The organism is Lactococcus lactis, assembly GCF_029023865.1.
In the GTDB taxonomy this organism is placed as follows: domain Bacteria; phylum Bacillota; class Bacilli; order Lactobacillales; family Streptococcaceae; genus Lactococcus; species Lactococcus lactis.
Genome location: NZ_CP118969.1, coordinates 1118848 through 1134592 on the forward strand (window position 1 = coordinate 1118848; position 15745 = coordinate 1134592).

The window sequence follows — 15745 nt, forward strand, 5'->3', positions numbered from 1 at the left end:
TTTTTATGGCAAAACATTCAAAAGCGAGTTCAAAAAACAGCAAAAAAGTAATTGCAATTGCCAGTTTGGCAGTCATTTTAGTAGTTGCTCTCGGAATCATTGCTTATCAAGTTTTTTATCCTCATAAAACTCCTGATAAGTCAGCCTCTTTTGCACAAACAAGCTCGACAAAAGTAAGTAAGAGCACAAGTAGTAAATCACAAAGCTCTAGTACAACGAGTGATTCAACTCAAGAATCAACTTCCGCTTCAAGTAGTTCAAAGACTTCGGCATCTTCAAGTAATGACTCTCCAAAAAGCTGGTCAACTCTAACTGGAAAGCAGCAAGATGCAGTTTATGCCCAATGGGTTAATAATGCTCAAGGCAAATTTGATGTTTATACTGGAGAATCTTACTTAACTTATCTTGTTAATGTAGGTTCAAATGGCGTATCCACGTATTCTGACCCTGTAAATGTTATCCAAAATACAGCACGTATTCAACAAAATGCTGATGGAACCTATTATTTACAAGTTCCTGATCCAACGCAGACAGGTTTAAGAATGGCACAGGATCCATGGCCAATGGTTAAATGGCAAACTAAAGAAACACTGACAGGTGCGCAACTTGTAGCTAAATATGGTTCGGATGCTTCGCTCAATAGTGGTAGTTCACAAATCAAATCAATAAATGCCACAAAAGTTCCAACAGGAAATTAAGTATAAAAAAAGATTGACTTTGGTCAGTCTTTTTTAGTCAGAGAAATTATTGACATTCTGTCAGTAATTTTTTTTATGGAAAGGACCAATCATAAAGACTGTAAGTGATTTTTTAGTCAAAAAATGCTATAATTTTCAGGATGAATGAAAATTTAAATGGTATTTTAAATGTCTATAAAGAAGCGGGCTGGACATCTTTTGATGTTGTTGCCAAACTTCGTGGTATTTTAAAAACAAAAAAAATTGGACATGGTGGAACTTTAGACCCTTCTGTGACAGGCGTTTTACCAGTGGCCGTTGGAAAATCGACGCGGTTATTAGAGTACATGGAAGCGGCAGGTAAAATTTACGAAGGTGAAGTTACTATTGGTTTTTCAACGGAAACCGAAGATGCTGACGGGGAAGTTGTCAGTAAAACGCCAGTAGAACGGGAGCTGACAGAGTCTGAAATTGACTCAATAATGAAAAATTTTATTGGAAAAATAAAGCAAATTCCTCCAATGTATTCAGCCGTAAAAATTAACGGAAAAAAATTGTATGAATATGCCAGAGCTGGTCAGACAGTTGACCGTCCGGCAAGAGAGATTACAATCAAATCATTTGTCAGAACAAGTCCCGTGATGACTGATGAAGCGGCAGGTTTGGTAAGCTTTTCTTTCAAAGTTGAGTGCAGCAAAGGAACCTATGTCCGAACATTAGCAGTAGATTTAGCAGAGCAACTTGGTTACGCAGGACATATGTCAAAATTGCAAAGAACAGCAAGTAATGGACTGATGATTAAAGATGCTGTCAAACTCTCAGAGATTGAAGCAGCAATGGAGGCAGGAGAGCTTTCTAGCTTAATGTACCCAGCAGAATATGCTGTCAGTGATTTGCCAAGAGTAAATTTGACTGCTGATCAGTTTGAAATGGCACGAGTTGGAAAAAAATTTGCTGAGGATGATTGGGTTACAGATGAAACTACTGACAGCCCTGTCATTAAGTCTAATAAAAGTGAATTTTTACTGACAGACTTGTCAGAACTGACAAGAGATAAATTTGCAGCCTTTTATGATGATAAATTAATTGCTGTTTACATGAAACATCCAGAAAAAGCAGGAATTTGGAAACCAAATAAAGTATTGGTTTAATTCTTAGCAATATGAGCCAAAGTGAGAAAAATGGAAATATTAGAATTTAATGATGAACTAAAATTTGATGAAGAACTTATCCTTGTCCTCGGTTATTTTGATGGATTACACCGAGGACATCAAAGTCTTTTTACAGAAGCTAAAAAAATTGCGGCGGTATTGAATTTAAAAATAGCTGTTTTTACCTTTCCGGAAAAACCAACATTAACCTTCAACAAATTTGAGCCTGAAATGCTTTTGAAATTAACTTCAGATGAAAAACGAGCAGAGTTCTTTGCTGAAAATGGGGTAGATTACCTTGTATTTAAAGATTTCACTTCTAATTTTGCTCATCAAACTTCAACTGAATTTGCAGAAAGTGTCGTCAAAAGATTCAATCCCAAAGTGGTGATTACAGGATTTGATTATACGACAGGCTCTGATATGAAAAATCTCAAGTCAACGGAAGACTACCGTGTGGTCATCATGCCGGAAAAAGCGGATGAACATGGAAAAATTTCATCGACACGGATTAGAAAAGCAGTTGAAGAAGGTGATATTGTACAAGCAAATGAACTTTTAGGTTATTCTTATGAAACAAGAGGCCTTGTTGTTCATGGTTTTGCCCGCGGAAGACAACTGGGCTATCCAACAGCAAATCTAGTAATTAAAGATTACGTTCATTTGCCAGCTGTTGGAGTTTATACCTGTGATGTCATTTTTGCTGGAGAACGTCATCGTGGCTTTGCTTCAATTGGATATAATGATACTTTTAACGGGACTGAAAAAACAGTTGAAGTTCATATTTTTGATTTTAATGGAGAAATTTATGGTGAAAAATTGACTGTTTTATGGCTAGATAAAATTCGCGATATGATTAAATTTGATGGGATAGATCAATTAATTAAACAAATGAAAGAAGACGAGCAAATTGCTCGTGATTTCAAAGCGTAAATAAACTGTAAGTAAATTGGGAAAAGAGATTTGGAAAGGGAGTAGAAAAACAACGTGAGTCAAAATGACATCCGCTGTTTTTTTATGATGAAAAGAGATGAAAATTAATAACAAAAAAGTTGTAATTGTTGGAGCTGGAGCCGTCGGGAGTACTTATGCTCATAACTTAGTTGTTGATGATTTAGCAGATGAAATTGCAATAATAAATACCAACAAAAGTAAAGCTTCAGCCAACAGTTTAGACTTGCTTCATGCGCTTCCCTATTTAAATGCAGCTCCTAAAAACATTTATGCTGCTGATTATTCAGATGTTTCTGATGCAGATATTGTTGTTTTGTCTGCCAATGCTCCATCAGCAACTTTCGGAAAAAATCCAGATCGCCTACAGTTATTAGAAAATAATGTCGAAATGATTCGTGATATAACTCGTAAAACAATGGATGCAGGTTTTGATGGTATTTTCTTGGTCGCATCAAATCCAGTTGATGTCCTTGCCCAAGTTGTTGCAGAAGTATCTGGATTGCCTAAACATCGTGTGATAGGAACAGGAACGCTTTTAGAAACTAGTCGGATGCGCCAGATTGTTGCTGAAAAACTCCAAATTAATCCTAAAAGTATTCATGGATATGTTTTAGCTGAGCATGGGAAATCAAGTTTTGCCGCTTGGTCAAATGTGACAGTCGGTGCGATTCCATTAACAACGTGGCTCAAAAAATATCCTAATCCAGAGTTTCCAACCTTCGATGAAATTGATCAAGAAATTCGTGAAGTAGGTTTGGATATCTTTATGCAAAAAGGAAATACCTCTTACGGAATCGCTGCTTCATTAGCTCGTTTGACAAGAGCAATTTTTAGAAATGAAAGCGTGATTCTACCAGTTTCTGCCTATTTGACAGGAGAGTATTGCCAGTCCGATTTATATACAGGAAGTCCTGCAATTATTGATAGAACAGGTGTTCGAGCGGTCCTAGAGTTAGAATTAACTCAAGAAGAGCAAGAAAAATTTAAAGCTTCAACGGTTCTTCTTAAAGAGAATTTTGATTCAATTAAAGAAAAATGTACTTTGTAAATATAATAAAAAGAATAAAGAAATTTATTCTTTTTATTATACAAAACAATGAAATAATATTTCAAAATAAAAAAAGGTTAAATTGATACTTGAAACAATAATTCTTTTAGGTTATAATGAATACGTTATCAGGAAATAATATTTCGGAAGGATAAAAAATGTACGGTTATTCAATTTTTATGAATAGAGACTTAAATGAAAAGGACTATTTATATATTGACAAGATGACTAATCATGGTTTTAAAGGGATTTTCACATCGATGCATATTCCCGAGGATGAAGCAAGTCTATATAAAAAAAGACTAATAGACTTAGGAACAGCTGCTAAAAAGAATCATTTGAAACTTATGGTTGATATTTCAGGTCAAGCTTTAGAAAAAGCTGGATTTTCTATTGATAGAGTAGAAGAACTTCAAGAACTTGGAGTAACTGGTCTCAGAATGGATTATCATATCAGCAATGAGACAATTGCGCAAGTTAGTCAAAAAATGACTGTCAGTCTAAATGCCAGTACAATTAGGCAAGAAGATATTGACGAGTTAAAAGAAAATAAGGCAAACTTTAATCAGCTTGAAGCCTGGCACAACTATTACCCAAGACCAGAAACAGGCCTTTCTCGGGAGAGCTTTCTTAGAAAAAATGAATTTTTGAAAAGAAATTCATTTAAAGTTATGGCCTTTATTCCGGGAGATGATTCTCTACGCCATCCTTTATATGAAGGATTACCAACCCTTGAAGCGCACCGCTATCAACATCCACTCTCTTCCTTACTTGATATGGAGTCTATAAATATAGATCATATTTATGTTGGGGATGGAGGATTAAAAGCAAGAACAGCTTGGCAGATTAACCAATATCTTCAAAAGAGGGAACTTGTATTGCAAGCAACCCAAGCAACAAGTGATTTTGCTAAAGTTCTCAGTGAGCATGAAAATAGACAAGATGATGCTAGAGATGTGATCCGCAGCGCTCAGGCCCGCTTCAATGAAATTTCTGAAATAAATCCAGAAAATACAATTGAGAGAAAAAAAGGCTCAATTACTATTGATAATTGTGAATATGGTCGTTATATGGGCGAAATTCAAATTACTAAAAGGAATTTGCCAGCAGATAAAAAAGTAAATGTTGTGGGAAATATTATTAAAGAAGATTTAGAACTTATTTCTTTTATTGGCCCAGGACAAAAATTTAAAATAGAAAAAGAGAAAAATAATGATTGATTTATCAACACTAACAACAGAACGACGAAATAACGAAACTTTTAACCTTGACCAAATGACTGTCGCAGAAGCGCTTATTAAAATGAATAATGAAGATAAAAAAGTTGCTTTTGCAGTTGAAGAAGCACTTCCAAATATTGAACCAGTTATTTCATCAGCGATTGAAGCTTTTAACAAAGGTGGCCGTTTGATTTATATGGGTGCTGGAACAAGTGGTCGTTTAGGTGTACTTGATGCCGCTGAATGTGTCCCAACCTTTGGCGTACCAGCTACCCAAGTGATTGGTTTAATTGCCGGTGGTGACAAAGCAATGACGGTTGCTGTCGAAGGGGCTGAGGATAGTCTTGAACTTGGAAGACAAGATTTGATTGATTTGAAGTTGAATGAGAACGACCTTGTTTTAGGAATCGCTGCCAGTGGTCGGACTCCATATGTAATTGGAGCTTTAGATTACGCTAAAGAAATTGGTGCTAAAACGGCAAGCCTTTCTTGTAATCTTAATGCTGAAATTTCAAAACATGCCGAATTTCCAATTGAAGTTGATTGTGGACCAGAATTTTTAACAGGCTCAACAAGATTAAAATCGGGAACAGCTCAAAAATTAATTTTGAATATGATTTCAACAATTTCAATGATTGGGATTGGTAAAGTTTATAATAACTTGATGGTGGATGTTAAACCAACAAATGAAAAATTAGTTGAGCGTAGTAAACGCATCATTATGCAAGCGACAGATTGTACTTATGAAGAAGCCGAAGAAAAATTCATTGAAGCCGATCAAGATGTTAAACTTGCAATTGTCATGTTATTAACTGATTGTGCAGCAGAAGAAGGAAAAACCAAGCTTGTTAGAGCAAATGGTTTTGTGAAAAATACTCTGAATTAAGAATTTACCTTTTAAGGTAGGAGAAGGAGCAAAAATGGCAGAAGAAAAAATAGCTCGTATTGCACGGGAGATTTATGAAAATGTTGGTGGAACACAAAATGTAAAAAAATTGATTCATTGCATGACTCGTGTTCGGATGACCATTATTGATGATTCAAAAGTTAACTTAGCTGGTTTAAAGGCAATTGATGGAGTGATGGGTGTCGTTGAAGATGAAACACTACAAGTTGTCATCGGACCTGGAACTGTAAATAAAGTTGCTCAAGCAATGGTTGAGACAGTTGGGGTAAGGTTAGGAGAAACTTTCCCAAGTGCTGAAGGTCAATCAATTGATGATTTAATGGCAAAAACAAAATCGGAAGCTAAAGAAAAGTATAATAAGCCTTCAAAATTTAAAGCGGTTCTTAATACGATTTCTAAAATATTCGTTCCATTGATTCCTGCTTTTGTTGGTGCCGGTTTGATTGGTGGGCTGGCCTCTGTTTTAGGAAACTTAGTCACTGCTGGTACCTTAGATGCCGCAACATGGACCCAGTTTATTACCGTCTTAAAAATTATTCAATCTGGAATTTTTTCTTACTTAGCCATCTATGTCGGAATTAATTCAGCTCAAGAATTTGGAGCAACACCTTCGCTTGGTGGTGTTATCGGTGCGGTTTCCTTGCTCACAGGAATGAACCCAGAAGCACCATTGAAAAATATCTTTAATGGAAGTGCACTTTCGGCAGGACAAGGTGGAATTATTGGCGTAATTTTCGCTGTTTGGTTACTATCGATTTTAGAAAAACAACTACGTAAATTTATTCCTGACTCAATTGATATTATTGTGACACCAACCATTGGTTTATTGGTCATTGGTTTTGCGGAGATTTTTGCCATTATGCCGGTAGCGGGAGTTATTTCTTCAAGTTTAGTCGGGGCAATTAACTTTATTCTTCAAGTTGGTGGTGGTTTCTCTGGCTTTGTTTTGGGTGTACTTTTCTTACCAATGGTTATGTTTGGTTTACACCAAATCTTAACCCCTATTCATTTAGAAATGATTGCTAAAACGGGCTCAACACAATTATTGCCAATCCTTGCAATGGCTGGAGCTGGTCAAGTTGGTGCTGCGATTGCGCTTTGGCTTCGTTTGAGAAAAGATAAAGAATTTGTCGAACTTGTTAAAGGTGCTCTTCCAGTAGGGATTTTAGGAATTGGAGAACCTTTAATTTATGGGATTACCCTACCTCTTGGTCGTCCATTCATCACGGCCTGTATCGGTGGGGGGATTGGTGGTGCAATCATCGGTTCATTAGGTCAAGCTGGAGCCATTGCTATTGGCCCTTCAGGCCTTGCTCTCCTTCCACTTATTGCCAATGGCAAATGGTGGGTTTATCTTCTTGGACTATTGGGTGCTTATATTGGTGGATTTATTGCTACTTATCTCTTTGGTATTCCTAAAGATGCAAAAGAAAAAGCAGATAATTATGGAAAATCAGTCCAAATGGAAACTATTCAACCTACTTTACGTGTTGTGACAACTCCAGAATTTTCTAGTTCAACAATTGCATCACCACTTGAGGGGAATGTGAAAGAACTTTCTACAATTGAGGATGAAGTTTTCTCAAGCGGAATGTTGGGTAAAGGAGTAGCCATTGAACCAGATAATGGAGATGTCGTTTCGCCCGTCGCTGGAGTTGTTACTACAGTTTTTCCAACTAAGCACGCGATTGGTTTGACTAGTGATGACGGTGTTGAAATTCTAATTCATATTGGAATGGATACTGTTGGCTTAAATGGTGAAGCTTTTGAAAGTTTCGTTAAGCAAAATGATCGTGTCAAAAAAGGAGATTTACTGGTAAGAGCAGATCTTTCAAAAATAAAAGCAGCAGGTTTATCTATAATTACACCTGTGGTTATCACAAATTCTGATACTTATCGAGAAATTATTATCAGTCATGGTGGGAAAATAATTAAAGAAGAACGGAGAGGTTAAATGGATACTTTACTTATCATTAGGCAAAATTATTCTAGCTTTACGACAGTTGAGAAAAAAATAGCTGACTATATTTTTGAAGTCGGAGAGAAAATGCTAGAAAAAAGTGCGCAAGAAGTGGCTGGAGAAATTGGTAGCTCCTCTGCGGCTTTAGTAAGATTTTCCAGAAAGTTAGGTTATGATGGATTCTCCCAGTTTAAACAAAAATTGAGTGCCTCGTATGCTGCTCATGTAGATGATGAAGAATACTACAAGGAAGTAAATGATTCTGAATCACCTACTTCAATTAAGAATAAACTCAAAGTCCGGGTAAATCACATGGTAGAGACGACAAATTCTGCTCTGTTGGATGATGAAATCATGGAAGCTGTGTCTTCAATTGATGCTGCTGAGAATATCTTTGTTTTTGGAATTGGAGCATCTTCAATGGTTGCTCAGGATATTTTTCAAAAGTTTAGTCGAATTGGCAAGCAAGTTATCTTTATTCAAGATGCCCATTTATTTGTTTCCTCTCTTTCTGTTTCTAATAAAAAAACAATCTTCATTGGAATTTCAATGAAGGGGGAAACAAAAGAAGTTCTGGAACTCGCAAGCGTGGTGAAAAATATGAAAATCCCCATTATTGCAATTACTTCTCGGGAAAATTCAAGCTTAGGACAAATGGCTGATTGTATTCTTCATTCTGTTTCTGGTGAAGATTATCAAATGCGGACTGCTGCAACAATGAGTTTGATGGCTCAGCTTTATGTTGTTGACATTCTTTTTTATATGTATGTATCAGAGCATTTTACAGAAAGTTATGACAAGTTGGAAAAAACACGTGATGCTATAAAATTATTGGAAAAAAAGTGACAGGATTGAAATTTATTAATGATGAGTTGATTTCTGCAATTTTTTTCACAATGTGATAAAATAGACCTTGTAAAAGATGGACTGAAGTCCAAAATTTAAGAGGCTTAAACGCCCTATAAGGAGAATTAGAATGTCACGTAAACCAATTATCGCTGGTAACTGGAAAATGAACAAAACTTTGTCAGAAGCGCAAGCTTTTGTTGAAGCTGTAAAAAATAACTTGCCTTCATCTGATAATGTTGAATCAGTTATCGGTGCACCTGCACTTTTCCTCGCTCCTATGGCTTACCTTCGTCAAGGTTCAGAATTGAAACTTGCTGCTGAAAATAGCTACTTTGAAAATGCTGGAGCGTTCACTGGTGAAAATAGTCCAGCTGCTATCGTTGATTTAGGTGTTGAATACATCATCATCGGTCACAGCGAACGTCGTGAATATTTCCACGAAACTGACGAAGACATCAACAAAAAAGCAAAAGCAATCTTCGCTGCTGGAGCAACTCCAATCCTTTGTTGTGGTGAAACTTTGGAAACTTTTGAAGCTGGAAAAACAGCTGAATGGGTTTCAGGTCAAATCGAAGCTGGTCTTGCTGGCTTGAGTGCTGAACAAGTTTCAAACTTGGTTATTGCTTATGAACCAATCTGGGCAATCGGAACTGGTAAAACTGCAACAAACGAAATCGCTGACGAAACTTGTGGTGTTGTTCGTTCAACAGTTGAAAAACTTTACGGAAAAGAAGTTTCAGAAGCTGTACGTATCCAATACGGTGGTTCAGTTAAACCTGAAACAATCGAAGGATTGATGGCTAAAGAAAACATCGACGGTGCCCTCGTTGGTGGAGCTTCACTTGAAGCTGATAGCTTCCTTGCATTGCTTGAAATGTACAAATAATTTTATAATTATGGGTTGAATGAAAGTACTGATTCTGTCAGTACTTTTTTCGTACATTTTTTAGTTTTTGTCATAGGATTGAAGTTTACAGTTCTGCTAGTATCTCTATCAGTAAAACTTTTGATAAAATAAAGAGATGACAAATTAATTAAGGGGAGAAAAATGTGTACCAGTTTTCAACTAAAGTCAAGTGACGGTGGATTGGTTTTTGCTAGAACAATGGATTGGCATACTTTTAATGCCGCTGCCCTTGTTCTACCAAGAAATTATGAATGGACAAGCGTCTATAACAATCAAAAAATGATTAATCCATATGCCATCCTTGGCGTCGGAAATAGCGAAATGAGATTACATGCTGATATTTCAGATGGTGTAAATGAATATGGCTTGGCGGCACAAAAACTAACTTTTTCAAATCAGTCAGATTACGCTAAAGAAGCAGAGAAGGGAAAAGTTCAACTTGCTGCTTTTGAATTTTTGCTTTGGTTGCTGGGGAATTGCCGTTCAATTGAGGAAGTTCGTCAGAATATTGATAATGTACAGTTGATGACTGATGAAAATGCAATCTACAAATTTGGACGTAATGATTTACATTTTTCTGCGACAGATCCAAACGGCCAAATGATTAATATTGAACCGCATGGTGGACGATTGGTCATTTCAGATAATCCAATTGGTGTGGTTACAAATGCTCCTAAATTTGAGAATGAAGTTGAGAAATTAAGGACTTATATGGATATCAATTTACTGACAGAAAGTGAAAATACTTCTGTCAGTAAAAATGAGGATAGTAATTCATCATTAGAAAATCTGTCAGTAAAAAATGATAATCCTAACCAAATTTCGACAGGAAGTTTCAATGGGAAACCAGTTTTTCCTGGAGGATTCACACCAACAGCTCGATTTATTCGAGCAGCTATTTACAAAGAAAGAGCGGTGTATCCTAAAGATGAACAGCAAAATATTGTTGAGGCATGGCATATTTTAAATGGTGTTACAGTTCCAAAGTCTGAAGGCCGCTCAGGGACTTATACTGTTTATCGCAGTGCTGTGGAAGTGAACAGTCGCAGACTTTACTTACAAACGTATGATGATTTAAGTATACAAGTCTATCGTTTCCCAGATGAATTATAATCCTAAGATTTTGTTATAATGAAAACAAAATTATTTTAGGAGAATTTAATGCATCTCATCGTTATTTTAGGCGCACTTATTTCAATATCTTTTACAACTACTTATCTTATCGCTAGTCTGCGTGGTCGAGTTAAACCGAATAGAATTACTTGGTTAATTTGGGGAATTGCTCCATTGATTAGTACAGCAGCATCCTTATCAACTGGTGTTTCTTGGGCAAGTTTACCCGTATTTATGGCTGGCTTTGGTCCAATTTTAGTTTTTATTGTTTCGTCATTTAACAAAGCAGCTTATTGGAGAATTGAAAGATTTGATTATATTTGTGGCCTTGTTTCTATTTTGGCCTTAGTAGCTTGGTATTTGACTAAAAATCCTAATATTGCGATATCTCTTGCGATATTATCAGATGCTCTAGCCGCATTACCTACCATGTTAAAAGGTTGGAAGTATCCCGAAACAGAAAATGGTTTCTTGTTTTTAGGTAGTCTTTTTTCTGCATCAACAAGTTTTACAGAGATTCATCATTGGAATTTCGCAGAAGTTGCTTTTCCAATTTATCTCATCTTGCTTAGTTTGACAATGTTATTCCTTATTGAAGGAAGAAGAAAATACTTAAATTATAAAAAAGTACTTTGACAAGTATTTTTTTATAATTTAAGCCTTAAGATAAAGTACGATTCTAATATAAAATTGCAAAATAAAGTAATTTATAATAAAATATAAAGATATAAACGTATTTTATATTTAATTTTTGTATTTTAAAATAATAAATATGGTTTCAATTGGAAGACCTAAACTTTAATAGGATTTAAATGTTTTAAGCTCAATAAGTGAAATGTTGAAAAAGTTATGCGAAAGGTAACGAATGTGAGAAAATATCAAAAGGAAAATGTTTACGAAGCTTTCAATAAACGACTAGATTATATTTGTAATTATTTCGACCACTTAATTGTCTCCTTTTCTGGCGGGAAAGATTCTGGATTGATGCTAGAACTTGTTCATCGTTATTATGAAGAAAATAATCTTGCTGACAGAGAAATAGCAGTTTCTGTTTATTATCTTGACTATGAGGGGAATTATCAAGAAACCAAAGACTATATAGAACGCTCAATGGGGAAATATCCTGATTTTGATTATTATCATATTTGTATGCCTGTCTCTGCTTCATGTGGAATATCGATGTCACAATCGACTTGGCTTCCTTGGGACCCTGAACATCCCGAACTCTGGTTGAATTCAGTTCCAGAAGGAGCAATTCATCTTGAAAATCACAATTTCCCATTTTTTGAAATAGGAATGTCTGATTATGATTTTCAAAGCAAATTCTGTCAGTGGCTTCATCAAGAAAAGAAAGCAGAAAGAACAGCAGTTCTTGTCGGAATCAGAGCTCAAGAAAGTTTAAATCGCTTTAATGCTGTGACACGTGATGAAACTTTTTCAAGATTTGGAACTACAAATTATAGTCATCGAATTTTTCATAATGTTTTCAATTTTTATCCGATGTATGATTGGTTGTTTGAGGATGTCTGGGTAGCAAATGCTAAATTTTCTTTTGATTATAATCATTTATATGATTTATATTTTCAAGCAGGAGTACCCTTTAAAAGTATGAGGGTTGCCAATCCTTTTCATCAATGTGGCGTCTCATCTTTGAAATTGTATCAAGCATTGGAGCCAGAGACTTGGGGAAAATTGATTGGTCGTGTCAATGGAGCAAATTTTGCGGCTATTTATGGTGGGACAATTGCTCTTGGTTATCGTGGAGTCAGTCTTCCTAAGGGGCATACTTGGGAGACCTATTTTGACTTTTTACTCAAGACATTACCAGAGGATATTCGAGAAGTTTATCTGAAAAAGTTCCAGAGTTCTCTGACTTACTGGACAAAAAATGGGGGAGCTTTGCCTCAGAAAGTTGTCAGTGAACTAGAAGAAACAAATTTGCAATTTGAAAATTTAGGTACTCCAAAAAATAATCGAAATTACAAACAGGAATATGAATTAGTTCGTTTCAAAAAATACCCTGATGATGTACCAATTAAAAATTTCAGATTAGTCCCCTCTTATAAAAGAATGTGTGTCACCATTTTAAAAAATGATACTTCCTGTCAATATATGGGATTTGGTCAAACGAAAGATGAATTGCAAAAGAAGAAGGAGGCAATGAAAAAATGGGAGAGCTTTTTGTAAGTCCAGCTTATCAAGTGAGACGGGTTCCAATTGAAAAGATTAGAGCAAATTCTTATAATCCTAATAAAACTGCGCCGACTGAATTTAAACTTTTAGAACGGTCGATATTAGAAGATGGTTATACCATGCCAATTGTCTGCTATTATGACAAAGAAAATGATACTTATGAGATTGTGGATGGTTTTCACCGCTATCTTGTAATGAAAAATTCTGAAACGATTGCGCAAAGAGAAGGGAACTGTTTACCCGTTTCTGTGATTGATCGCCCATTAGAAGATAGAATAGCCAGCACTATTCGCCATAATCGTGCCAGAGGGACTCATTCAGTAGAATTAATGACAGAAATTGTTCAACAATTGGTTGAAGCTGGTTTAAGTGATCGGTGGATTATGACAAATATTGGAATGGATAAAGAAGAATTATTAAGGCTCAAACAATTAAGTGGGCTTGCCTCTTTGTTTAAAGGAGGGGAGTTTTCACGGTCTTGGGAATGGGATAAAGAAGAATAGAGTGTAGTTAAAGCTACCCTCTTTTTTATCTATATTTTCCGTTTTGTAAAGTCAATTGCTATCCATAGGTGTGTTATAATAGGTCAAGTATTTGTGATTTTTATTGGTAAGATTAATTTTAGGGTTAATCCTCTCACTATCTTTCATTGAATAGGAAAAATTTTTGAAGGGACTTATAAATGTTGCAAAAACCTAATTCGGCTTATTTTCACATTCCTTTTTGTTCTCATATTTGTTATTATTGCGATTTTGCTAAAGTACTGATGACAGGACAGCCGATTGATGCTTATATTGAATCGCTCATAGAAGAATTTCAAAGTTTTGAGATAGAAAAATTAAGAACAATCTATATTGGTGGTGGAACGCCCAGCGTTTTATCAGCCCAACAACTTGAACGTTTACTGACAGCGATTGCTGAACAGTTAGATTTAGAAGTTTTGGAAGAATTTACTGTTGAAGCAAATCCGGGGGATTTATCAGATGAGGTTATTAAAGTTTTGGCTGATTCAGCAGTCAATCGAATTTCATTAGGTGTCCAAACTTTTAATAATGCTTTGCTCAAAAAAATCGGGCGGACACATACAGAAGTTCAAGTCTATGATTCAGTTGAAAGACTGAAAAAAGCTGGATTTGAAAATATTACGATTGATTTAATCTATGCTTTACCTGGGCAAACGATGGAGATGGTTAAGTCAGATGTTGAAAAATTTTTAGAATTAAAACTACCACATGTGGCATTATATAGTCTTATTTTAGAGGACCATACAGTTTTTATGAATCGACAACGTCGTGGTCTTTTACGCCTACCAAGTGAAGATAAAAATGCGGACATGTATGAATATATCATGGATATTTTAGCTAAAAATGGTTATAATCACTATGAAGTTTCAAATTTTGGCTTACCAGGATTTGAGAGCAAACATAATATAACTTATTGGGATAATGAGGAATATTATGGAATTGGCGCTGGAGCGTCAGGATATTTAGCAGGGATTCGTTATAAAAATCTTGGTCCAGTTCATCATTACCTTAAAGCTGCTCCAACTGAAAAAAGGATAAATGAAGAAGTTTTAAGTAAAAAATCTCAAATAGAAGAAGAAATGTTCTTAGGTCTTCGGAAAAAATCGGGAGTTTTGGTTGAGAAGTTTGAAAATAAATTCAAGTGTTCATTTGAAAAATTATACGGTGAACAAATCACAGAACTTATTAATCAAAAATTATTATATAATGATAGACAAAGAATCCATATGACAGACAAAGGTTTTGAGTTGGGGAATAATGTCTTTGAGAAATTTTTGCTCGATGATATTAATTTTTAATGCTATCATGATGAATTTTTGTGAAAATTATGTTACAATATAATTAATGAAACCTAAAATGAGACGTAAACTTAAAAAAATGGGAGCTTTTATCTTTACAGCATCCATGATTGCAATGATCGCCTTACTTGGTTTAGTACGAATTCGACCGGTAGAACCTCCTAAAAAAGCAGCAACTGAAAAAATTGTTGTAAATCATATTTTGGATGAGAAGGTTTTGGATTTGAATAAACCAGTTGTTGACCTTTCGGGTTGGCAACGTCCAGAAGATATTGATTACAACACCTTAAGTCAGCATGTGATTGGTGCGGTTATTCGTGTCAATGGTTCTTATGGTCATGCTGATAATTCAGCAAGCAAGGATGGAGAAGATACTGCCTATAAACAGCACATTAAAGCTTTCCAAGAGCGGGGAATCCCGACTGCGGTTTATGCTTTTGTGACTGGAGAAAACACTTCTGAAATGAGGAAGCAAGCAAGAGACTTTTATCGTCGAGCAAGCCCTTATAAGCCGACCTATTATTGGCTTGATGTCGAGGTAACCAATATGAAAAATATGAACCAAGGGATTGAGGCTTTTCGCTCTGAGTTGGAGAAACAAGGAGCTAAAAACATTGGTATTTATGCCCAAGACTGGTTCTTGCGAGATAATCAAATAAAAGTTGATAAATTTAAAGCGATTTGGATTGCTGCCTATGGACGAAATACAGGTTATTGGGATGCTTCACCAGAAACGACTTTAAGTTATAAAATGCAACAATTTACTGACCAAGGAACTTTACCAGGTTACTCGGGAAATGTTGATTTGAATATGGTTAATAACCAAACCAACTATAATGAATTGTTTAAAAATCAAAAATAAAATTTTTCTTCCAAGTTAATTTATGATTCTCTTGGAAGTTTTTTTATTAAGCCTGAAATAAATAAATTTGCTATAATAAATC

At 35.5% G+C, this 15745-nt stretch carries 15 protein-coding genes; all 15 read left to right on the top strand.

Annotation, left to right across the window (positions count from 1 at the left end; genetic code table 11):
• Nucleotides 1-5: 5 nt before the first annotated feature.
• Nucleotides 6-698 (top strand): hypothetical protein, encoded by a 693-nt coding sequence (locus PYW37_RS05705; RefSeq protein WP_012897733.1) that lies wholly within the window; start codon nucleotides 6-8, stop codon nucleotides 696-698.
• A 140-nt stretch (nucleotides 699-838) separates the two neighbouring features.
• A complete protein-coding gene (truB, locus tag PYW37_RS05710) occupies nucleotides 839-1828 on the top strand; it encodes a tRNA pseudouridine(55) synthase TruB (protein ID WP_023189322.1) in 990 nt (329 codons plus the stop codon).
• Between the two features lie 30 nt (nucleotides 1829-1858).
• Nucleotides 1859-2761, top strand: a complete 903-nt coding sequence (locus PYW37_RS05715) for a bifunctional riboflavin kinase/FAD synthetase (RefSeq protein ID WP_025017097.1) — start codon at nucleotides 1859-1861, stop codon at nucleotides 2759-2761.
• A gap of 97 nt (nucleotides 2762-2858) precedes the next feature.
• Entirely contained in the window at nucleotides 2859-3830 is a 972-nt protein-coding gene (locus PYW37_RS05720) for an L-lactate dehydrogenase (protein ID WP_023189320.1), read from the top strand.
• A gap of 158 nt (nucleotides 3831-3988) precedes the next feature.
• Nucleotides 3989-5050 (top strand): DUF871 domain-containing protein, encoded by a 1062-nt coding sequence (locus PYW37_RS05725; protein ID WP_023189319.1) that lies wholly within the window; start codon nucleotides 3989-3991, stop codon nucleotides 5048-5050.
• On the top strand, nucleotides 5043-5936 hold the full coding sequence (gene murQ / locus PYW37_RS05730) for an N-acetylmuramic acid 6-phosphate etherase (RefSeq protein WP_003132073.1): 894 nt from the start codon (nucleotides 5043-5045) through the stop codon (nucleotides 5934-5936). Before PYW37_RS05725 ends, murQ begins: the two co-directional genes overlap by 8 nt.
• A gap of 34 nt (nucleotides 5937-5970) precedes the next feature.
• Nucleotides 5971-7911: a glucose PTS transporter subunit IIA gene (locus tag PYW37_RS05735; protein WP_023189318.1), complete on the top strand. Its 1941-nt coding sequence runs from the start codon at nucleotides 5971-5973 to the stop codon at nucleotides 7909-7911.
• Nucleotides 7912-8763 carry a MurR/RpiR family transcriptional regulator gene (locus tag PYW37_RS05740; RefSeq protein WP_003132077.1) on the top strand — a complete coding sequence of 284 codons (852 nt, stop codon included), beginning with the start codon at nucleotides 7912-7914 and terminating at the stop codon, nucleotides 8761-8763.
• 130 nt (nucleotides 8764-8893) lie between these two features.
• Nucleotides 8894-9652, top strand: a complete 759-nt coding sequence (gene tpiA, locus PYW37_RS05745) for a triose-phosphate isomerase (RefSeq protein WP_003132078.1) — start codon at nucleotides 8894-8896, stop codon at nucleotides 9650-9652.
• A gap of 162 nt (nucleotides 9653-9814) precedes the next feature.
• Nucleotides 9815-10786, top strand: coding sequence for a choloylglycine hydrolase family protein (locus PYW37_RS05750; protein WP_023189316.1), 972 nt, complete (start codon nucleotides 9815-9817; stop codon nucleotides 10784-10786).
• A 48-nt stretch (nucleotides 10787-10834) separates the two neighbouring features.
• Nucleotides 10835-11422, top strand: a complete 588-nt coding sequence (locus PYW37_RS05755; RefSeq protein WP_023189315.1) for a hypothetical protein — start codon at nucleotides 10835-10837, stop codon at nucleotides 11420-11422.
• Between the two features lie 231 nt (nucleotides 11423-11653).
• Entirely contained in the window at nucleotides 11654-12973 is a 1320-nt protein-coding gene (locus PYW37_RS05760) for a phosphoadenosine phosphosulfate reductase (protein WP_025017058.1), read from the top strand.
• Nucleotides 12955-13482: an IbrB-like domain-containing protein gene (locus tag PYW37_RS05765; protein WP_003132085.1), complete on the top strand. Its 528-nt coding sequence runs from the start codon at nucleotides 12955-12957 to the stop codon at nucleotides 13480-13482. Before PYW37_RS05760 ends, PYW37_RS05765 begins: the two co-directional genes overlap by 19 nt.
• Before the next feature lie 179 nt (nucleotides 13483-13661).
• Nucleotides 13662-14801, top strand: a complete 1140-nt coding sequence (gene hemW, locus PYW37_RS05770; protein ID WP_003132086.1) for a radical SAM family heme chaperone HemW — start codon at nucleotides 13662-13664, stop codon at nucleotides 14799-14801.
• A gap of 58 nt (nucleotides 14802-14859) precedes the next feature.
• Nucleotides 14860-15663, top strand: coding sequence for a glycoside hydrolase family 25 protein (locus PYW37_RS05775; RefSeq protein ID WP_014570581.1), 804 nt, complete (start codon nucleotides 14860-14862; stop codon nucleotides 15661-15663).
• Nucleotides 15664-15745 lie beyond the last annotated feature (82 nt).